We start from the raw sequence: 21,118 nt of genomic DNA, 5'->3' as shown, positions 1-21,118 counted from the left end.
GCTGCGATCATGGTGGACCATCGAGAGATCGAGCGCATCGCGGCAGTGGAGCACGTGGATCCGCACCGGATCCTGGGGGCACACGAGGAGGAGGGGGGGACGACGGTGCGCTGCTTCCGGCCGGAGGCGACGGAGGTGGTGGTGGTGCCCGACGATCCTGCGGTGCCGGCGCGCGCGATGCGCCGGGTCCACGGGGCGGGGGTCTTCGAGGCGCACTTCGGAGGGGAGCGAGGGCGTTTCGGGTACCGGCTCGAGGTGCGCTACGGGGATCGCTCGTTCTCGCTGCGGGATCCGTATGCCTTCGGGCCGGTGCTGGGGGATGTTGATCTGCACCTGATCGCCGAGGGGACGCACGAGGAGGTGCACGCATGCCTGGGAGCGCACCCGCGGATCGTGGAGGGCGTTGCCGGGACTGCGTTCGCGGTGTGGGCGCCCGCTGCCCGTCGGGTGAGCGTGGTGGGGGATTTCAACGGCTGGGATGGTCGGCTCCACGCGATGCGGCGGCGCGGGCACGGGGTGTGGGAGATCTTCCTGCCCGAGGTGGGGGCAGGAGCGATCTACAAATACGAGATCAAGGCGCCGTCGGGCGTGCACCTGCTGAAGATCGATCCGTACGGGCGCGCGATGGAGCTGCGGCCGAAGAACGCGTCGCGGGTGGTGGAGCGCGGCTACGAGTTCGAGGATCGGGCGTGGATGGAGGCGCGGGCGGCAGGGAAGGCGCTGAAGAAGCCGATGAGCATCTACGAGATGCACCTGGCCTCGTGGCGAAGGGTGCCCGGCAAGGCGGAGGACGGCGACCGCAAGCGGTGGATGAGCTACCGGGAACTGGCGGAGGTGCTTCCGGACTACCTGGCGGAGCTGGGGTTCACGCACGTGGAGCTGATGCCGGTGATGGAGCATCCGTTCGATGGGTCGTGGGGCTACCAGGTGGTCGGCTACTTCGCTCCGACGAGCAGGTTCGGCAGCCCCGATGATCTGCGCTACCTGATCGATCGGCTGCATCAGCGGGGCATCGGGGTGATCCTGGACTGGCCACCGGCGCATTTTCCGAAGGATGCGTGGGCGCTCGGGCGCTTCGACGGGACGGCGCTCTACGAGCACCTGGATCCGCGGCAAGGGGAACACCGGGAGTGGAACACGTTCGTGTTCAACTACGGCCGGAACGAGGTGCGTAACTTCCTGGTGGCGAGCGCGCTGTACTGGCTGGAGGAGTTCCACATCGACGGGATCCGGGTCGATGCCGTCGCGTCGATGCTCTATCTGGACTACGGCTCGAAGGGGCCAGGGGACTGGGTGCCCAACCAGCACGGGGGCAGGGAGAACCTGGAGGCGATCGCGTTCCTGCGGGAGCTGAACGATCGGGTCCACACGCAGTTCCCCGGGGCAGTGGTCTGCGCGGAAGAGTCGACGTCGTGGCCTGCGATCACCGGAGCGACCTACCTGGGTGGGCTCGGGTTCGATCTGAAGTGGAACATGGGGTGGATGCACGACACGCTGAACTACTTCAAGCAAGACCCGGTCTACCGCTCGTTCCACCACGGCTTGCTGACGTTCGGGATCATGTACGCGTGGTCGGAGCGGTTCCTTTTGCCGCTGTCCCACGACGAGGTGGTGCACCTGAAGAAGTCGCTGCTGTCGAAGATGCCAGGGGATCACTGGCACATGCTGGCGAACCTGCGGATGCTGTACGCGTACATGTGGGCCCATCCGGGGAAGAAGCTGCTGTTCATGGGGGCGGAGCTGGGTCAGCTCAGCGAGTGGAGCGAGAAGACGGAGCTGGACTGGGGGCTCCTGGCGCTGCCTGGCCACGCAGGGATCTCGCAGCTCTTGAAGGATCTGAACCGGGTCTATGTGAACCAGTCGGCGCTGTACGAGCTGGATGATCAGGCGCAAGGGTTCCGGTGGATCGACGCGAACGACAGCCATCAGAGCGTGGCGTCGTTCGTTCGCTACGGCGAAGGGGCAGGGCGGCAAGAGTCGCCGCGCGGGATGTTCGTGGTGTTCGTGGGGAACTTCACGCCGGTGGTGCGGGGGGGTTACCGGATCGGTGTGCCTCGGCGGTGCGCCTACCTGGAGGTGATCAACACCGACGCCTCGGTGTACGGGGGCAGCGGTGTGGGAAATCTGGGGCGAATCGAGGCAGAGGCGGTGCCGTCTCATGGGTTCGCGCAGTCGCTGGTGCTGACGCTGCCTCCGCTCGGGGTGCTGTGGCTCGTGCCCGAGCGCGACGCGAACGAGGAGGAGATCGCGGCAATGGAGGCGGCGGATGCTGCGGTAGCAGCGGAAGAGGCCGCCGCGCGGCAACGCTCCGGGCCTGATGTCGTGCCGGAGGATGGACCAGCGGATGACGTGCCCGAGGAAGCGTCGTCGCGTGAAGGTGAGAGCGTGGCGGAGCGCATGGCGGGCGAGGTGACGGAGGCGTCGGAGGCTCGCTCTTCGGAGGTGTAGGCGCTGGTTTTTTGCCTCGGCCAGGGGGCCATGCCTAGGGTCCCCCGCCATGGACTTGCTCGACGCGATCCGCCGTATCCGAGCGCTCCGGCTGGAGCTTGCGCGCAGGGATCCGCGTCGCGGAATGCCCGTCGCGCCGCCCGAGGGGGCAGCGGAAGAGGCGATCGCGTGTGCCGAGCGGCGGATGGGGATGCGGCTGCCGCCGAGCTACCGCGCGCTGCTGTCGATGCACGATGGGTGGCCGCAGATTTTTGCTGGGGCCGGCTTGCTGGGGAGTCGGCCGCTGACGCGTGGGGCGTACCTGGGCGTGGCGCAGATGATGCTCGAAGAGAACGAGGGCGCCGCGCGGGGGCGTGGCGCGGCGCGAGCGCGAGAGGCGACGCGCGCGCGGCAGGGAGAGGCCGGGGCACAGCGGACGTGGTTCGATGGGCCAGGTCCGGATCGCGCGCGAGGGCGGATGCGCGCCGCTGGGCTGGTGCCTTTCGGGATCGACCCGGACGCGGAGACGCTGTTCGCCTGGGATCCTGAGACAGCGCGCGACGACGGCGAGATGGACGTGGTGGTCTGGATGAGCGGGCTCGGGATGCGGCTGTCGAGCTTTCCCGAGCTGCTGGAGCTCGTGGCGGACATGCTCGAGGCGGAGCTGGAGCTGCCCGTGGAGGAGGCGATGTCGGTCTCCACGAGCGTGACGCCAGCACCTCCGAGCGTGACGCCGGCGCCGACGAGCGGGGTGCGCGAGGTGACCCCGGGGGGGTCGCGGGCGAGGGCCGGGAGCGTGATGCCTCCCCCGCCGTCGATGCGCCCGGCGGCACGTCCAGTCGCGAGAATCGCGCTGTTCGGCTGAGCCGAGCCGAGGTGGTTCCGGCCTCGGGGGCGCCGTGGTAGCTCTCTCGCGTTCGATGTCGGGGGGCTCTTTCCGGAGCTGCTCCGGTGGTCGAGAGGCTCTTCTCCCGGAGCGGGACGCATGGCGGAGATGGTCTACGCGGTCCACACGCGGACCTGCACGTACATGCTGGACGAGGAGGGGGTCTGTGGCTGGGTGCTCTCTCCGAGCGGCAGTGAGGCGCAGGATCGCTGCATGGGGGCGCAGTTCGTGGCGTGCCTCGATCTGCGGGTGGACGGGGGTCTGGTCGGAGAGCTGCGCGTGGGCGCGGCGGGGCTCTTCGTGCGGCGAGAGAGCGGCCGCTTCGTGCTGCTGAAGACGTCGGTGATCGAGCGCATCGACTACCAGGGGCCCGGGGCGTACCAGCAGGACGGCGAGATGACGCTGACGGTGCCGCTGTGGTCTTCGACGTCGTTCGCAGGGGAGCTGGCCGCCGAGGTGGTCGGCGCTGCATGGAAGCCGGTGACGGTGCCGCTCGTTTCTCCTCCAGGTTCGGAGGGTGCAGGGAGGTCGACCTTGCCGCCCCAGCCACTCCCGCCGCTTCCGGTCGTGAGAGGGAGATCCGAGGTGCCACCTGCGCCATCGTTCGCGGGAGCGAGAGGGAGATCGGCAGCCCCCCCGCCCCCATCGCCATCCGTGGCGGGGACGAGAGGGAGATCCGTCGCTCCGCCGCCGCCGCCGCCGCCTTCACCAGCGAAAGGGAGATCGGTGCCAGCACCCCCGAACCCTCCCCCAGCGGGAGGGCGCTCCTCCGTGCCTCCGCCGCCTCCCAGGGGAGCACGAGGTGGTGCTGCTGGCGCGCTGCCGCTCGGCCCCGCGCGACATGGCGGTTCCTGGGAAGCCGACGACGCCATGGAGCTCATGCCCGAGTCGGATGACACGCCGCCCATGAGCCTGAGCGCCTCGGACATCGAGGCCATCTCGACCTGGTCGGGGGAGGAGACGCGACAAATTCCGCACGATCAGCCTGAACACCACGAGGATCCGCCCAGAGGACTCTCGCCGCCGACACCGTCCTGGTGGAGCGGCGAGGAAGATGAAGGTCGTGGCCGCTGATTGGGCGCGGGCCGCTGGTCATGGTGTACTAAGCGGCAGGATGACTGACCCCCACCAGCAACAGCGCTATCGGGTCATCGAGAAGCTCGCCTCTGGCGGGATGGCCGAAGTGTTCCTCGCGGAGAGCGCAGGGATCGAGGGGTTCAAAAAGCAAGTCGCGATCAAGCGCGTCTTGCCTGCGCTCAGCGAGAAGAAGCGATTCATCGCGATGTTCCTCGATGAGGCGAGGCTCTCGGCGCACCTGTCCCACTCGAACGTGGCGCAGGTCTTCGACATCGGCGTCGGCGACAACGCTTACTTCATCGTGATGGAGTACGTCGATGGAGCCGATCTGAAGGCCGTCATCGAGTGGATGAAGAAGAGCGGGAAGCCGCTGCCCACGGAGGCAGCGGTCTACATCGCTGCGAAGATCTGCGAGGGCCTGAGCTACGCGCACGAGCTGAAGGGCTCCGACGGGAAGCAACTGAAGATCGTGCACCGCGACATGTCGCCGCCGAACGTGCTCTTGACCAAATTCGGCGAGGTGAAGATCGTCGACTTCGGTCTGGCGAAGGCGACGAGCCAGCTGGAGAAGAGCGAGGCGGGGATCATCAAGGGCAAGTACAGCTACCTGTCGCCGGAGGCGGCGGAAGGGCTGGAGCTGGATCACCGCGCCGATGTCTTCGCGGTAGGGATCATCCTCTGGGAGATGCTGGCCGGGAAGCGGCTCTTCGTGGGGGAGAATGACTTCCACACGGTGAAGCTCGTGCAGAAGGCCGAGGTGGAGTCGGTGCTGTCGCGCAACAAAGCCGTCCCGCCGGATCTCGACGCGATCGTGACGCGCTCGCTGGCGCGTGATCGGGATCAGCGTTACGGCTCGGCGCGCGAGTTCGGCCGGGATCTGTGGGACTTCCTGTTTCGCTTCGGTCGCAGCGTGAGTGCGTTCGAGGTGGCAGAGCTGGTGCGGGGGGCGATGAGCCTCCGGCGGCGCGCGCCCGCGAGCGCGCAGGCGTCGCTCATCGACAAGCTGATCGAGGAGACGCTGCTGGAGTTCACGTCGCTGCAGACGGACGAAGAGAAGGCGCTGGCGACGGGACACGAGGAGCCCGCGAAGCTGCCTGGCTTCTATGACATCAGCACGTGGGCCGATGAGATCAATGGGCCTGCTCCGGAGCTCGAAGAAGGGCGGCGAGGGGAGGCCGAAGAGGATGCGGAGGCGGCCGGAGCTTCGTCGGAGGTGCCGTCGTCCGGGCAAGGGGGGCCAGCGTCGGCGCCCGTCCCGCTGGTGGTGGCGAGGAGGTCGGAGCGGCCTCCGGCTACCTCGGAGAGGCCGGTGGCAGCTGAAGGGGAAGGGCGAGTGGGCGAGAAGCAGGCGACGCACGAGGGAGGCCGCCTCGCCCCGAAGGAAGCATCCGCCCCCGAGAGGCTGGCCGAGGAGAAGGCGGTCCCCCCGGGCGTGAACGAGCCGAAGGCGGTGACGTCAGGAGCGGCGTCGGTAAAGGAAATCGCCAAGGCGAGCGCTCCGACGGATGGTGCCGATGATGAGGGGCCCATCCAGGGCGGTTCTTCGAAGAGGGGCGTCGTCGGTGTCACCGCGAAAGATGTGACGGGGGACAGCCCGAGGACCCCTGCCGCGGCAGCGAGGAAGCGTCAGGCGATCGCACGCGAAGAGCCGGCGCCGCTGGCCACAGCGGCGACCTCAGGCGGCGGGGCCATCAAGATGCTGTTGCTCGTGGCGACCCTGGCGGCTCTTGCCGCGGGGGCCTATTTCGGCGGGTTCATTTCGCAGTAGCTGCGCGGGGGGCCGTCTTCGAAGGAGGCGGGGGGGGCGACCGAGGGGCCGCCGTCGCATGGGGGAGCGTCTTCGAAGAGGGAGTGGAAGCCGACCGAGGGACTGTCGTTGAACGGGGCGCCGCTGTCGGAGCGGGCGGGGGCGCCGAACCAGCAGAGGGGAGGCTGTCGGCGCTGAGGCGCGGCAGCTCGACAGAGACTTGGATCGGCTGGTCGCCCCGCCAGACCACTGCGCCCAGGGCAGGGGCGCCCGCCCGGAGCGCCCCCATCACGGCGCCGACCACGGTGTTGACAGAGCGCGCTGGGGCACCGCTGACGTGGGTGAGGATGTCTCCGTCGAGCAGTCCTGCTCCGAAGTGGCCGACGCCCTGAAGGGCAAGTCCAGCAGGGCGATCGCCCAGGGCGGGGACGGGGGTTCCGCTGGGTCGAGCGCCGCTGCGGGCTGCGCGGAGGACGGTGCCGATGCGAATGTGGAGGGCACGAGGGAGGCCAGGTTTGCCAGAATCCGCGCTCGGTGAGCTGCTCGCGCCGGGCTTCGGTGCGGTGCTCCCGCGGGCAGCGGGGCGGACTGGTTGAAGGCGCTCAGAGGCGAGGGCGTCACGAGGAGACTCGTCGTCCTGAGCCGAGGCGGGGATGGCAGGCAGGGAAGGGAGGGAGGGTGAAGGTGGGCTGGACAGGCGCTCGGTGAGGATGGCCAGCTGTGCGCCGCTCCGTGCGGCGACCGCGTCCGTGAGGGCGCGCGTCACGAGGGGGAGGAGCAAGACAGGGACGAGGAGCGCGCCGACCAGGAGAGGCGGCTGCCTGCGCAGCCGCTTCAGGATCGAGGCGCGCCCTCCGTGCCCTTCAGCCACCCCCTTCGTCCTCGTCGTCGTCGTCGTCGTCGTCGTCGCGATCCTCGAGCTGCTGCTCGAGCTGCTCCAGCTCTTCTTCCTCGGTCGGGATGGGCGGCGCTGCGCGACCTTCCTGGATGGCCTTCTGCCGTGCCTTCTCGGCAGCCTGGCGGGCTTGCTGCACCTTCTGCATGACGGCCGGCTTGGGCGCCATGATCAGGGTCATGGTGCGCTGCTCCATCATGGGGCGTACCTCGACGTTCGCGACCTCCTCGAGGGTCTTCACGATCCAGTCGAGCTGCTCCTGCGCCTTCTCGGGGTGCGTGATCTCGCGGCCGCGGAAGCGGACCGTGAACTTCACCTTGTGTCCGGCGGTGATGAACCGCTGGGCTGCTCTGGCCTTGAAGTCCAGATCGTGATCGTCGGTCTTCGGGCGAAGCTTGATCTCTTTGATCTCGACGACGCTTTGCTTCCGCTTCGCTTCGCGGGCTTTCTTCTTCTCGTCGTACTTGAACTTGCCGAAGTCGAGGATTTTGCAGACCGGCGGCTCGGCCTTGGGGTTGACCTCGACGAGATCGAGCCCCTTCTCCTGCGCTCGGCGCAGCGCTTCGTGTGTCGGCATGATGCCGAGCATTTCGCCGTCGTCGCCGATGACACGGATCTCCGGGACGCGGATGCGCTGATTGATGCGGATCTGCGGTCCACGTTGGGCCTGCCGGGGGTCGAAGCGTCTCATCGCCATGTGGTGTTCCGTTGTCTCCTTGATCTCCTGGTCGTCACATCCGTCGTTCCGCTGACCATCTGGTGCGCGGGCCCGCCGCAACAGCCAGCGGGGTCGACGTAGGAGGGGGGGGTACACCCGTCTCCGGGTGCCAATGTCGCCCGACTCGCAGCCGTAGGCAACGGCGCCGGCGACTTGTTCGCGTCAGAAGAGCGCGCGGTCGCGGCGTGCAGGGGGGTCTGGGCGGGCTTGGGCCTGCCGAGCCCCGGGTGAAGAGAGACCCGGGGACAGGGGGGGCGGGGGTGACGGTCGCGGTGCGTCCGACCCGGCCGGGGGCTCGAAGTCGTCAAGCCCAGGTGGAACCAGCCTTCAAGCGGGGCGGCACCGCTTCTTCCTGGAGCCGGCTCGCGAAGTCCTCGAGTGTCATGGCGCCCAGGTCTTTGTTCAGATCGCGGGAGCGAGGGGCGACCTTTCGCTCGGCGGCCTCTTTGTCTCCGATGACCACGACATAGGGGACTCGAAGGAGCCGGGCATTCCTGATCTTCGCGCCCAGCTTGTCCGCGCCGACATCGGCCCGGACGCGGAGACGGCGGCTGCGGAGGAGGTTGACCACTTCCTCGGCGTAAGCGGCCTGCTTCTCACTGACCGTGACGATGACCGCCTGCTCGGGTGCGAGCCACACCGGGAAAGCCCCGGCGACGTGCTCGAGGAAAACGGAGAAGAACCGCTCCAGGGACCCGAGGATCGCGCGGTGCAGCATGACCGGGCGATGGGAGGCGCCATCCTGACCCGTGTACTCCAGGTCGAAGCGATCGGGCAGAGCGTAGTCGACCTGGATGGTGCCGAGCTGCCAGCTGCGGCGGAGAGCATCTTCGACATGGAACTCGAGCTTGGGACCGTAGAAGGCGCCCTCTTCAGGGGCCACCTCGTACGGCAGCTTGGCGTCCTGAAGCGCCAGCGCCAGCGCGGACTCGGCAGCATCCCACTGGGCGTCGGTTCCGATTCGCTTCTGGGGGCGCGTCGCGAGCCTGATGTCCACCTTGTTGAAACGGAAGGCGGCGTAGACTTCCTGGAGCAGCCGGAGGAACGAGGCGATCTCGACCTGCATCTGCTCCGGGGCGCAGAAGATGTGCGCGTCGTCCTGGCAGAAGGACCGGACACGAGCGAGTCCGTGGACCACGCCGCCGCGCTCGTAGCGGTGAAGCCGTCCGAAGTCGGCCATGCGCCACGGCAGCTCGCGGTAGCTCCGGCGTCGCTGCCCGAAGATGAGGCAGTGGCTCGGGCAGTTCATGGGCTTCTGCGAGAGCCGCTCGAGCTCGGCGAGGTGCTGGATGACGGCTTTGTCTCGCTCTGCGTCGGCCTCACGGTAGGAGGCGTCGTCCCCGCCGACCCCGAGCCGCAGCGCCATCCGGGCCTGATCCAGGTGCTCCGCGGTGACCGGGAGGTACATGTTCTCGCGGTAGTTGGGTAGGTGGCCGCTCGTCTCGAAGAGCTTCTTGTCGAAGATCTGGGGCGTGATCACCTCGTCGTAGCGGTAGTCGAGGTACAGATCCCGCATGTACGTCACGAGGGCGTTGTAGACGACGGCTCCTCGGGGGAGGAGGAAGGGCATCGCCGGGGCGTACTCGTGGAACATGAACAGCTCGAGCTCCTTGCCGAGCTTGCGGTGATCTCGCTCCTTGGCTTCGGCGATGAGCTTGAGGTGCTCGTCCAGCGCCTTCTGGCTCGGGAACGCCGTCCCGTAGATGCGCTGGAGCATCGGGTTGCGCTCGTCGCCTCGCCAGTACGCTCCGGCCACGCTCACGAGCTTGATGGCTGCCAGGTGTGAAGTGTCGGGTACGTGAGGGCCTTCGCAGAGGTCGACCCAGTCGCTGGTCCCGTCACCGTGGTGGTAAAGTGAGACCTCTTCTCCCGCGGGGATCGCGTCAATCAGCTCGCGTTTGTAAGTCTCGCCCATCCTGGCGAAGAGCTGATGGGCCGTCTCGCGGTCGACCAGTTCACGGCGGAACGGCTTCCCAGCGGCGACGATCTCCCGCATCTTGGACTCGATCTTCTCGAGATCTTCGTCGGTGAAGGGGCCGTTCGGCTTATCGAAGTCGTAATAGAACCCAGCATCGATGGCGGGACCGATCGTCACCTTCGTCCCAGGAAAGAGACGCTGAACCGCATCGGCCATCACGTGCGCGGTCGAGTGCCGGATGATCCGCAGCCCGTCGGCGTCCGTCGTCCTGATGGGTTCGACGGGCGTCGCTCCGTCATGCCTGAAGGGTGTGTGGAGGTCGACGACACGACCTCCAACCCGCACGCCGATGATGGTTCGATCTTTCGCGATCGCATCAGCGAGGATCTCTCGCGCGGTGGTGCGAGCGTGCGCGCCGGCGGCGCTGCCCTCCACCAAGGACTGCGAGCTCCCAGCGGGAGCATTCTCGTCGGAGGCCATTGAGCTATTTATATTGTGAGATGAGGAAGCTGTGTCGCCAGGCATCAGGGCCGGGACGCTCGATGAGCTTCTGTAGGCACGGCCGGTTTCGAACCGGCGACCCCTACCGTGTCAAGGTAGTGCTCTACCACTGAGCTACGTGCCTTCTCGTGCGAGAAGTGAGGAGCGCGTCCCTACCAAGGGGGGGGACTCCTGTCAAGAGGTCGCGACGGAAGACCCCGAAAGTCGTTGGACACAACCCCGTGTACCCAGCCAGCCACTTGCGAGACGCGTGCCCACCAGGCTTGCGCGACCCTCCAATCCCCGGTATGGAGGCGGGCCTCGTACTGGCTGGTGCGACACGCGGAGAATCCGCGCCGTGGCATCTACCCCCGGAGTGGCCGCAGGGCCTGGACATCCCGGGCGGCGCCCCGAGGGGGCGAAAGGGACTCGTCACCGTGGCAAGCTCATACGGATTTCAGCCGACTTCCGCCCCAGGGCGTGAGGCCGCGCCTTCGGGTGAGACTCAGCAGTCTGCGCCCGCCGGGGACCAAGCGCCCCCGCAAGCCCCCGGGTTGGGGGGTGGGCTGCCGATGCTCCTCATGTTTGCGTTGCCGCTGCTCCTCATCTTCATGATGACCAGGAGCCAGAACAAGCGGCAGAAGCAGATGGAGGCCGGCCTCAAGGTGGGAGATCGTGTCGTCACCCAGGCGGGGCTCATCGGTAAGATCGTCGATATGAGTTCGACCTCGAACAGGGTGAAGCTCGAGATCGCCCCCGGCGTGAACGTGCAGATCCTCAAGACCGCGATTCAAGGCGTGGACGGTGGCGAGGCTTCGGTCGAGGCGAAGGACAAGGCCCCGGATAAAAAGTAGTCCGTTCCCCAGGCACCAGGAATCTTCGCCGCCTCCTCATCGGCAGCACCCCCATGCTCCACAACATCCTCCAATTCGGGTTCGCCGGCATCGCCGGCCTGTGCCTCCTCGGTGCCTGGCTCAGCCGGGCGAAGCGTGGCGTTCTGATGTGGGCTGCGATCTCCGCTGGTGCAGCGGCGATCTCGGCCCACTACTACGTCTTCTGGTCGCTCGCGCTGTTCTCGCTGATGATCCCCTGGGCGCTCGTGTGCGCTGGGCCGTGGATCGACATGGCGTGGCGCATGAAGACGGGCTTCGTGCTCTTCCTCGCCCTCGGGTCGGTGCTCTGCATCTACCCGACGTTTCACGACGAGTACCACGGGCATGAAGACCAGTCCCACCTGGCGTCCGATGTCCGATCCGAGCAGGAAACGAAGGCTCAGCGCGGGGAGCTCGGCCTCGGTCAGTTCGTCCGTTCGAACATCTCGTTCCGCCTGGTTCGTGGTCTCGATCTGAAGGGCGGCCTCCGGCTGGTCTATACGGTCGACGTCGACGAGGCGATCAAGGACAAGCGAGATCGTTACTACGACGACCTTCGGGCGAAGCTGGCAACGCTGTTCGGCTACCACCAGGGGGACTCGCGGCCGACCATCGAGGAGCTTCAAAAGCTGCAGGAGAAGGTCCGTATCGAGAAGGCACGCGACCGTGCCGATACGATGACCCTGTATCTGAACGATCGGGCCGACTCGGAGAAGATCACGGACGAGTTCCTCCAGCAGTTCAAGGCGGAGGTGCAGGTCAACTGGTCGAGCGATCTGAAGACCGCCACGTTCCGCATCCGCAATGAGGTCGAGAGCCAGATCCGCGAGCGCGCGGTCACTCAGGCGAAGGAGACCGTCGAGCGGCGCGTGGATGCGCTGGGCCTGAAGGAGGCCGGCATCAGCACGCGAGACGAGGACGTGATCGTGGAGGTGCCCGGCGAGGACGAGCGCGCCTTCGACGAGATCCGCGACATCATCAGCCAGACGGCTCGGCTCGAGTTCAAGATGGTCGATGACGACACGGATTTCTTCGAGCCGATCGCGCGGAGCGCGAAGCGGGAGGACCTCCCGAAGGGGCTCGACTTCCGCATCGAGAATGCGCCCGTCGGCCCGAACAAGACCAAGCCGAACTATTACGCGCTCATGCTCCGCGGGGAGAATGAGGACATGCGGGATGCCCTCAAGCGGATGCAGGAGTGGGTCGCGACGCTCCAGGTCCCGCAGGACAACGAGGTCGGCTTCGGCAAGTTCGTCGAGTACGACGAAGAGACGGACACCTTCGAAGACATCGGTTGGCGAACCTACTTCCTGTTCAGCAAGGCGGAAGTCACCGGTGACATGATCCGCGACGCCCAGGCGGTCCCGGATCAAGGTGATCGAGGGATGGGCGGTTGGTACGTCCGGATGGAGCTCACGCCCGTCGGCGCAGACCGCTTCGAGGACATCACCGGGAAGAACATCAAGCGCCGCTTCGCGATCATCCTGGATGCGAAAGTCGAGAGCGCGCCGGTCATCCAGACCAAGATTCCTGGCGGCATCGCGACGATCACGATGGGCGCTGGAAACGTCACCCAGCAGCTCGAAGACGCCCGCAAGCTCGAGCTGGTCCTCCGGTCCGGTGCACTGCCGGCTCCGATTTCGCTGTCGAACGAGCAGCGAATCGGACCGACGCTCGGGCGTGATGCCATCAGCGAGAGCTTCAAAGGTGCCCTGGGTGGCGGCACGCTCGTGCTGCTGTTCATGATGGTCTACTACCGGCGTGCGGGCGTCATCGCCGACGTCGCGGTGCTCTTCAACCTCGTCATTCAGATCGCGGTCCTCGCGATGTTCGGCGCCTCGATGACGCTGCCTGGAATGGCCGGGCTCGCGCTGACGATCGGTGTCGCCGTGGACGCCAACGTGCTGATCAACGAGCGCATTCGAGAAGAGCTCCGTCTCGGAAAGAGCCCACGCGCTGCGGTCGACATCGGTTACGACAAGGCCTTCAGTGCAATCCTCGATGGACATGTAACCACGTTCATCGGCGGCCTCATCCTCGCCCAATACGGCACAGGCCCGATCAAGGGCTTCGCCATCACCCTCATCATTGGCATTGCGGCCAGCCTCTTCACGGGTGTCGTGTGCACCCGCCTGATGTTCGAGTGGGCAGTCCGTCACCGGAAGGTGAAGAAACTGTCGGTTGGCATCAAGACCGCCGCGTCCGTGTAACGAAGCCTCGAGCCTGGGACCGACATGGAACTCATCAAGCCTGGTCGACAGTTCGACTTCATGAGCAAGCGGTGGCTGTTCATCGGATTCAGCCTGCTGCTGCTGCTGCTGTCGATGTTCTCATTCGTCTATCCGGGACCCAAGCTTGGGACCGACTTCAAAGGTGGAACCGAGATCGAGGTGGCCTTCACGGCCCAGGTCTCGAGCGCCGATGTGCGTGAAGCCATCGAGAAGGCCGGTTTCAGCTCCCCCGACGTCGTGGCGGTGAGCGACGCCGCGAACCCGAACCGATACCTCATCAGGGTCCAGGAGGTCTCGGCGCTCGGCGAGCCTCAGCGGGACATGGTCCGTGACCACCTGTGCCATCCCCCCGAGGGGACACCGGTCGCCGAGGATCGATGCCCCCCCGCGGTCCGCGCCAACGAGGTGAAGTTCAGCCCCGGGGGTGACAAGATCTCCGCTCGATACGAGGTGGCGCCTGATCTCGAAGGGATCAAGAAGCAGCTCCTGGGCATCGAAGGGGTGTCTCTCCGGGAAGGGGAGAACAACCCGGTGATCGTGAGCGAGCGCGATCACAAGGTCGAGATCTACCTCAAGTCCAAGGGCGACCAGCTCATGGACGGCCTCAGGACCCAGCTCGGGGCTGAGAAAGTGCCAGCCCAGGCACTCCGTGTGGAGTGGATTGGTCCCAAAGCTGGCGATCAGCTGCGCGACTCTGCCGTGAAGAGCGTGCTGGTGTCGCTGCTGTTCATCATGGCGTACGTCGCCCTTCGCTTCGATGTGCGCTTCGCTCCTGGCGGGATCCTCGCCCTGGTGCACGATGTCGGCATCGCGCTTGGAGCGATGATCATCACGGGACGTGAGATCACGCTCTCCACGGTTGCGGCCTTGCTGACGATCGTCGGCTATTCGATCACCGATACCGTGGTGGTCTACGATCGTATCCGGGAGAACCTCAGCAAGCACCGCGACAAGTCATTCTCGGAGATCATCAACATGTCGATCTCCGAGATGCTGGGTCGTACGATCATCGTCTCTGCTTCGACCTCGCTGTCGCTGTTGATGTTCTTCATCTGGGGAACTGGGACGTTGAAGGATTTCGCGTTCACCCTGGTGGTCGGTATCGTCGTCGGTACGTACTCCTCCATCTATGTGGCTGCTCCCTTCACCGAGTGGGTCGATCGCCGGTTCTTCAAGGGATCGACGTACAAGCGGAAGAAGGTTCGCCGCGTCCGTGCTGACAAGCGTGTCGATGCAGTGGTCTGAGTGACCGTTGCTTCGTGCGTGAGCAGTGTTCCCCCGATCTCCGCGTTTTTCGACTGTGCGTGGCCTGTAGACTCCACGGCCACGCCAGTGTACTTGCCACTCAATGCCTGATGCCGCTGCTCGAGCGGGTAGAGCGACCTCATGGCAGGTGCGCGCCGAGCGATCCCTCCCTGCCAGGGAGACCGCTGGGATAGGACCTGTGTGGAGCGCTGCGCCGCTGACTGACCCGGGGGCTGCATCCCCTGAGGCCATCGCGCTGGCCAGGGAGCTGGGTCTGTCGATCACGGTAGCTGACATTCTCCACCGTGCGGGTCGGAAGCCAGACGAAGAGACTCGGCGTTTCCTCAACCCACGGCTGGCTCATCTCACGCCTCCTGAGGGAATGGCCGATCGAGAGGTGAGTGCGGAGCGCATTGCGCGTGCGGTACGGAAGAAAGAGCGGATCGTCGTCTTCGGTGACTACGACTGTGACGGCATCACGGCCACGGCGATCCTGACGGGCATCTTGCGCGCCCTCGGAGGCGAGGTCATCCCCCTCCTAGCCACTCGTACTGAAGGCAGTTACGGGCTCTCCGAGCCTGCCTTGGCGCGTGTGCGTGCGCTCAACCCATCGCTGCTCATCACGTGCGACTGTGGTTCGAGTGATCACGAACGACTGCGTGTGGCACAAGCCAGCGGGATCGACTGCATCGTGATTGATCATCATCTCGTGCCGGCTGAGCCGCTGCCGGTGGTGGCATTTCTGAATCCGCATCGACCGGAGTGTCGCTTTCCCTACAAAGGGCTGGCTTCGTGTGGGCTGGCCCTGTCGATCGGCGCGGCTGTGCGCAAGATTCTCGGATCTGCGCTGGATGTGAGGCCTTTTCTGGATCTGGTCGCGATTGGAACCATCGCAGATGTGGCTCCACTCGACGGGGATAACCGCGCGCTGGTTCGAGCTGGATTGACCGTGCTTCAAGGTGGTGGTCGGCCTGGCCTCCGTGCGCTTGCGGGGGTGGCGAACCTGGATCTCGGGAACGGGTTGAATGCCGAGGATGTGGCGTTCCGGATTGCGCCACGTCTCAACGCGCCAGGACGTCTGGGAACCCCCGATGTTGCGCTGGAGCTTCTGCTGGCGCAGAACGCCATCTCGGCCTCCGCCTTGGCCGCCTCCATCGAGCAACTCCAGATCCAGAGGCGAGCCATTCAGGAAGAAATGATGTCTGCTGCTCTCGCAGAGATCGAGGACGGCAAGTACGCGACGGAGCCGGGTATCGTTCTCGCTCGTGAGGACTGGCATCCTGGTGTCGTCGGAATCGTGGCAGGTCGCATCGCCTCACGGCTTGGTAAGCCCACGATCGTGATCGGTCTCGAGGGGAACTCGGGGCGCGGTTCCGTGCGCGGTCCGGCTGGCGCGAGATTGCATGACGCTCTGACACGCTGCAGAGACGTGCTGGTTGGCTTCGGAGGGCATCAAGCCGCAGCTGGTGTCGAGGTGCGCGCTGAGCGGATCGAGGCTTTGCGTGCATCCTGGTGCGCTGCTTGGAGCGCTCTTGGTAGCCCCTCCTCCTCCCCTGAAGTCGAAGCTTCCGTCAGGTTGGATGAGCGGGATGATCCCGCAGCCGTGACCGCCGATCTCGAGCGGCTGGAGCCCTGCGGGGAGCGCAATCGTGCTTCGAGTGTGCTCCTCTCCGATGTAACGATACATGCTGCGCGCGCACTGAAGGGCCATCTGAAACTGGAACTGAGAATGCAGGGACGCGAACTCAGCGCGTTCGGTCCAGAACTCGGCGAGCTGGCGCCACGGCTCGCAGGCAAACGCGCGATGGTGGTCGGGCGCCTTCGCAGAGATACGTGGCGCGGGGGGAATGCGGTCGAGCTCCGCATCGAGCGGTTGTCGCCCTGCGTTTGACGTGCTCCCGCTCCAGCCGAGGGTTCCGAAATGAATCACGCTCATGATAGGTTTTCGACGTGGCCGAGCCGCTGATCCGGTTCTCCCATGTCCGCAAGGCCTTCGGCCCCAAGACCATCTACCGAGATCTCAACCTGGATATTTTTCCTGGCGAGACGCTGACGGTGATGGGTGGCTCCGGAGTGGGCAAGAGCGTGATGCTCAAATTGCTCATTCGCCTGCTCGACGTCGATGGAGGCTCAGTCTCCTTCCATGGTGAGGAGATCACCAGGATGTCGGAGCGAGAGATCGGAGGCGTTCGACGGCGCATCGCCATGCTCTTTCAAGGCGGCGCCTTGTTCGACTCGATCTCTGTGGGGGAGAACGTGGCGTACGGCCTGCGGGAGCACTTTCGCGACACCATGTCCGAGCAACAGATCGCGGAGCGGGTCGACTGGGCACTGTCTCTCGTCGGGCTTCCCAAGATCGAGGCGATGCGCCCGGCAGACCTGTCGGGCGGGATGAAGAAGCGCGTGGGACTCGCGCGAGCGATCGCGGTCCAGCCAGAGGTCCTGCTCTATGACGAGCCGACGACGGGGCTCGATCCGATCAACACCGAGCGGATCAACCATCTGATCCGCGGCCTGAAGAAGGCGTTGAACGTGACGAGCATTGTTGTGACCCACGACATGAAGAGCGCTTTCTCCATCTCTGATCGCATGGCGATGGTCGTTCGCGGTGAAATCATCGCCGTCGGCACACCGGACGACTTCAGCCGTTCCAAAGATCCAAGGGTTGCCGACTTCATCAACGGGACGGCGCCCGTGACAGAGGATGTGGAGACTCTTCTCCGTGCGTGACGGCTTGGGTGGAATCGCGCAAGATGGGGAACGATGAGACGCTCACGCGAGCTCAAGGTCGGGATTTTCGTGCTGGCGGGGCTGTTTTTTGCGGCTCTGGTCATCTTTCTCATCGGTGACGAGCGGCGGCTGTTCAATCCGTCAGTGGAGTTCCACTCGCAGTTCGCGGACGTGCAAGGGCTGAAAGCCGGTGCTCCGGTCCGTATGGGCGGCATCGACGTGGGCCACGTATCGAAGGTCGGTTACGGAACAGATGCGCGTGATGCGACCATCTACGTGACGCTGAAGATCGTCGAGAGTGAAGCTGGCCGTATCCGCAAGGACAGCACGGTCAAGATCGCTACCAAAGGTCTGCTCGGCGACAAGATGATCGAGCTTTCGAAGGGGGAATCGGCAGAAGGCTTGCCCCCTGGAAGCGAGATTCAGGCAGAGGTGCCCAAAGATATGCTCGGTGCCGTTGGTGAGCTTGCGGTGAAGGCCGAGAGCGCGCTGGGTAACATCGAGCGGGCATCGGCGAGCCTCGCGGATGAGCGACTGCACGACGATCTTCGAGCCGCGGTCGCTTCGATGAATCGAGTTCTCGGTCACGTGGCGCAAGGGGAAGGGTATGCGAACCGGTTGCTCGCCAGCCCTGATGAAGCGGAGCGCATCTCTCGGGCGGTGACGAGTCTCGAACGAGCAGGTACCGAGCTGTCTCTCACGCTACGCGATGTGCGTGCGGTCGTCGCTCGCGTGCAATCAGGGCCAGGTTTTGCTCACGATATGATCTATGGCGCAGGGCCTCAGAAGGAGATCCAACAGTTCGGTCGAGCTGCCGAAGAGGTTGGACTCACGCTTCGAGGCATCCGCGAGAGCGACAGCTTCGCTCATGATGTGCTGTTCGGCGGCAAGGGGGATAGCGCCGAAGCGCTCTCCAACGTGACGGCGATCACTGCTGATCTTCGCAGCATCACGCGCGATGTTCGTGCGGGGAAAGGCACACTCGGAGCGCTGCTCGTGGATCCCTCGATCTACGAGGATCTCAAAGTGCTGCTTGGTAACGTGCAGCGGAATGACGTCCTCCGCGCGCTGGTACGCTACTCGATCAAGCAGGACGAGAAGGCTCCTGAGCCAAAGCCCGCAGTCGACGCTTCTGCGACGAAAGAGTGAGGTCGTACGGCTCTGTCCGCGCAGTCTTCGGCGGATCAAGGAGGCCACGGCCTGGTAACCGTCGCGTACGCAGTGGCCCTCGGGTTCCGCCCACGCTCTGCGAACCTACGCTCTCCTGGCAGTGAGAGTAGAGGATGTTTCCTTGCTTCCATCGGCCTCCCCGCCTATCCCAAATGGCCCATGCCCAGGAAGCTGTCGGAACGTCTTTCCTCGGTTGCTCCCAGCGCCACGCTCGCGATGGCTGCCAAAGCCGCCAGGCTCCGAGGCGAAGGTCACAAGGTGTTTTCCTTCAGTGTCGGGGAGCCCGACTTTGCCACTCCAAGCCACATTTGCGAGGCAGCGAAGGCCGCGCTGGATGCGGGGGCAACGCACTACACGCCGGTGACGGGGACCGCGGAGCTGAAGGCCGCGATCTGTGCCGCCACGGAGCGCCACCGGGGATGGAAGCCACAACCCAGCCAGGTGACCGTGAGCTGCGGCGCGAAGCATGCGCTGTTCAACCTGGCGATGGCCCTGTTCGAACCAGGGGACGAGGTTGTCATCCCTGCGCCTTACTGGGTCAGTTATCCGGAGCAGGTGCGCCTCGTTGGGGCATCCCCGCGCATCGTCGAGACCACAGAGGAGCAGGGGTTTTTGCTGACCCCGGCGGCACTGAGCGCAGCGCTGACACCTCAAGTGAAGGCGATCATCCTGTGCTCCCCGTCCAACCCGACAGGCGCTGCCTATTCCGCGGAGCAACTTACTTGCCTCGCGGAAGTCCTGAGGCGCCACGACTGCTGGATCATTCTGGACGAGATTTATAGTGACCTGGTTTACGACGGTTTCCGCCACGTGGCGCTTCCAGCCATCGCCGAGGATCTTGCGCCTCGAACCATCATCGTCGACGGGGTGAGCAAGACCTACGCGATGACAGGCTGGAGAATTGGCTGGAGCATCTCCCCCCTCGAGGTGGCGAAGGCGCTGGACGTGGTGCAGGGGCAGAGTACGACCAACGCTGCCGCTGTTTCCCAGGCAGCGGCCGTCGCGGCACTCAGCGGCTCACGTGTCGAGGTTCATGCCATGCGTGACGCGTTTTCCAAGCGGCGCGACGTGATGGTGCGTGGGTTGAACGCGATATCAGGCGTGCGCTGTCGCAGACCTGAAGGCGCCTTCTATGCGTTCGCCGATTTTCGAGGTGTCATCGGCCGCTCCTTTCAGGGCCGAACGCTCGGGGATGACATCGATCTTGCCAATTTTCTCCTCGAACAAGGCCATGTGGCGACAGTGCCTGGAACACCATTCGGAGCACCGGGTTACCTGCGGCTCTCCTATGCCTGTGATGAAGCCGAGATTGAGGCAGGCGTCGCAGCGATCCGATCGACCATGGAGATGCTTGACTAGGAGCGATCGAACAGCTAAGAACGCCGGACCTGAAGCGACGCGGACAGAGCGTCAGGGCGCATAACTCAGCGGTAGAGTGCATCCTTCACACGGATGAAGTCGCAAGTTCGAATCTTGCTGCGCCCACCATGCTACGGAGCTTGCTGCCGAGTCTTTGAAGACTCGATGAAGCGAGTACAAGCGGCTCTACGATAGTCACCCTATCGTAGAGAGAGCGTCGCCTTCTCTATTGTGACGGTGTGCCGTCACCATTTTGACTGCGATAGCCTAACCACCGTTGATGGAGATGGTGGCACCGCCCTGGGGCTGCGAGGAGAATGTCCTCCTGCTGCTGTCGGCTTACTGCGGCTCGCGACGCTGCTCGATCTCCTGAATCGCTGCGACGGCCTCGGCATAGACAGAGGGGCACTGCGTGCATCGCTTCAGGCTCAAGAACCCGCATTTCACCGGTCGTTTGATCGGGTTGAGATAGTGGAGAGCGCGCGCGTCGCCGTGCTGACGCGCTCTCTCGAGCAGCGGCTTCGTTGGGCATTTTTTCAGGCGCCGTAGATCGTCGGCGACCAGGAGTGCAGGAGAGGCGAGCTTCCTCACCGCTTCCTCGGCGAGCAGCGTGCCAGCACGCTCCACGGGGTGTTTCCCCATTCCAGGGTTGATGGTGATCTCGTAGAGCAGGTCCGGCCCGTGGCTGCCCATCCGTCTCGCGAGTACATCGAACGCCGCCGCAGCGAGATCGGGGGTGGCGTTGGCTGCACGTAGCAGGAGGGGTCGAAGCTCTGTGTTGGCCGACTGGGTGGGGGCAATCTCCAGCAAGCGTTTCACGGAAGCGACCGCCTCCACCAAGCTGTTTCGGTCACGCCCTTGCGCGAGGGCGAGCACCCGAAGTGCTTCTGCATCGGTTGGGTACTTGCTCACGAGGGCAGCCAAGGCTGGGACACCCTCCGCTTGGGCTGCAATGAGCTCCTCTGGTGTGGCTGTCGTGCGTGGTGGGGGCGCGGGAGGGGGCTCCTCCTCTGGCGCTTTCTCTTCGCCAGAAGCGGAGGTGGGCTCTTCGTTCGAGCTGCTGGCGGAGGCTCCTTCTTCCAGGGCCACGATCGCCGAAGTGGGGCGCAGCGCCACCGCGGTCGAGACGATGGCGATGACGCTGAAGAGGCCCAAGGACGAGAAGAGTGCGGCTGCGGGGAGCCTGGAGCGGCGACTTTCTGGTCTTACCGCTGCAGGGACGTCCGGACGCCGCGAGTCGAGCACCGTCTCCGCCGTAGCGGTTTGATGCGGACCAGACGGCATGGACTCCCGGTCCGCGGTAGGGTCGGGGGCGCCGATCATGACGCTCGACTATAGGCGGCTTGAAGCCCGCGGCAATGCG

At 65.2% G+C, this 21,118-nt stretch carries 14 protein-coding genes and 2 tRNA genes; 12 read left to right on the top strand and 4 right to left on the bottom strand.

What is annotated here, in order from left to right; genetic code table 11:
• The first annotated feature begins 9 nt into the window (after positions 1-9).
• The 4 genes from glgB to CMC5_RS29105 all read left to right on the top strand — a co-directional run bounded on the left by glgB (position 10) and on the right by CMC5_RS29105 (position 6,158).
• Positions 10-2,448, top strand: a complete 2,439-nt coding sequence (glgB, locus tag CMC5_RS29120; RefSeq protein ID WP_063796370.1) for a 1,4-alpha-glucan branching protein GlgB — start codon at positions 10-12, stop codon at positions 2,446-2,448.
• 49 nt (positions 2,449-2,497) lie between these two features.
• Positions 2,498-3,292, top strand: a complete 795-nt coding sequence (locus CMC5_RS29115; RefSeq protein WP_063796369.1) for an SMI1/KNR4 family protein — start codon at positions 2,498-2,500, stop codon at positions 3,290-3,292.
• Positions 3,293-3,412: 120 nt separating this feature from the next.
• Complete coding sequence (locus CMC5_RS29110; protein ID WP_050433455.1) at positions 3,413-4,387, top strand: hypothetical protein; 975 nt, start codon at positions 3,413-3,415, stop codon at positions 4,385-4,387.
• A gap of 40 nt (positions 4,388-4,427) precedes the next feature.
• Complete coding sequence (locus CMC5_RS29105) at positions 4,428-6,158, top strand: serine/threonine protein kinase (protein WP_169796697.1); 1,731 nt, start codon at positions 4,428-4,430, stop codon at positions 6,156-6,158.
• 842 nt (positions 6,159-7,000) lie between these two features.
• On the opposite strand, the gene infC is transcribed toward CMC5_RS29105, so the two are convergent.
• The 3 genes from infC to CMC5_RS29085 form a co-directional block, all read right to left on the bottom strand.
• Positions 7,001-7,729 (bottom strand): translation initiation factor IF-3, encoded by a 729-nt coding sequence (gene infC, locus CMC5_RS29095; protein ID WP_050433452.1) that lies wholly within the window; start codon positions 7,727-7,729, stop codon positions 7,001-7,003.
• Positions 7,730-8,054: 325 nt separating this feature from the next.
• Positions 8,055-10,013, bottom strand: coding sequence for a threonine--tRNA ligase (gene thrS / locus CMC5_RS29090; protein WP_245677810.1), 1,959 nt, complete (start codon positions 10,011-10,013; stop codon positions 8,055-8,057).
• Between the two features lie 208 nt (positions 10,014-10,221).
• Positions 10,222-10,293, bottom strand: a tRNA-Val gene (locus CMC5_RS29085).
• A 427-nt stretch (positions 10,294-10,720) separates the two neighbouring features.
• Between CMC5_RS29085 and yajC the strand changes: the two genes are divergently transcribed.
• The 8 genes from yajC (at position 10,721) to CMC5_RS29045 (ending at position 19,884) form a co-directional block, all read left to right on the top strand.
• Complete coding sequence (yajC, locus tag CMC5_RS29080; RefSeq protein ID WP_063796368.1) at positions 10,721-11,002, top strand: preprotein translocase subunit YajC; 282 nt, start codon at positions 10,721-10,723, stop codon at positions 11,000-11,002.
• 53 nt (positions 11,003-11,055) lie between these two features.
• Positions 11,056-13,230 carry a protein translocase subunit SecD gene (gene secD, locus CMC5_RS29075; protein WP_050433449.1) on the top strand — a complete coding sequence of 725 codons (2,175 nt, stop codon included), beginning with the start codon at positions 11,056-11,058 and terminating at the stop codon, positions 13,228-13,230.
• A gap of 24 nt (positions 13,231-13,254) precedes the next feature.
• A complete protein-coding gene (gene secF / locus CMC5_RS29070) occupies positions 13,255-14,496 on the top strand; it encodes a protein translocase subunit SecF (RefSeq protein WP_050433448.1) in 1,242 nt (413 codons plus the stop codon).
• A 103-nt stretch (positions 14,497-14,599) separates the two neighbouring features.
• Entirely contained in the window at positions 14,600-16,387 is a 1,788-nt protein-coding gene (recJ, locus tag CMC5_RS29065; RefSeq protein ID WP_082362902.1) for a single-stranded-DNA-specific exonuclease RecJ, read from the top strand.
• A 59-nt stretch (positions 16,388-16,446) separates the two neighbouring features.
• A complete protein-coding gene (locus CMC5_RS29060; protein ID WP_050433446.1) occupies positions 16,447-17,226 on the top strand; it encodes an ABC transporter ATP-binding protein in 780 nt (259 codons plus the stop codon).
• 33 nt (positions 17,227-17,259) lie between these two features.
• Positions 17,260-18,375, top strand: coding sequence for an MlaD family protein (locus CMC5_RS29055; RefSeq protein WP_050433445.1), 1,116 nt, complete (start codon positions 17,260-17,262; stop codon positions 18,373-18,375).
• A gap of 180 nt (positions 18,376-18,555) precedes the next feature.
• Positions 18,556-19,755: a pyridoxal phosphate-dependent aminotransferase gene (locus tag CMC5_RS29050; RefSeq protein ID WP_050433444.1), complete on the top strand. Its 1,200-nt coding sequence runs from the start codon at positions 18,556-18,558 to the stop codon at positions 19,753-19,755.
• Positions 19,756-19,809: 54 nt separating this feature from the next.
• A tRNA-Val gene (locus CMC5_RS29045) sits at positions 19,810-19,884 on the top strand.
• Between the two features lie 210 nt (positions 19,885-20,094).
• Here CMC5_RS29045 and CMC5_RS29040 read toward each other — a convergent pair.
• Positions 20,095-21,078: a hypothetical protein gene (locus CMC5_RS29040; protein WP_156338930.1), complete on the bottom strand. Its 984-nt coding sequence runs from the start codon at positions 21,076-21,078 to the stop codon at positions 20,095-20,097.
• Positions 21,079-21,118 lie beyond the last annotated feature (40 nt).

The sequence above is a fragment of the Chondromyces crocatus genome, assembly GCF_001189295.1.
In the GTDB taxonomy this organism is placed as follows: Bacteria; Myxococcota_A; Polyangia; order Polyangiales; family Polyangiaceae; genus Chondromyces; species Chondromyces crocatus.
The sequence above is the reverse complement of the archived record's forward strand: the minus strand, read 5'-3'. Positions and strand labels throughout refer to the sequence as shown.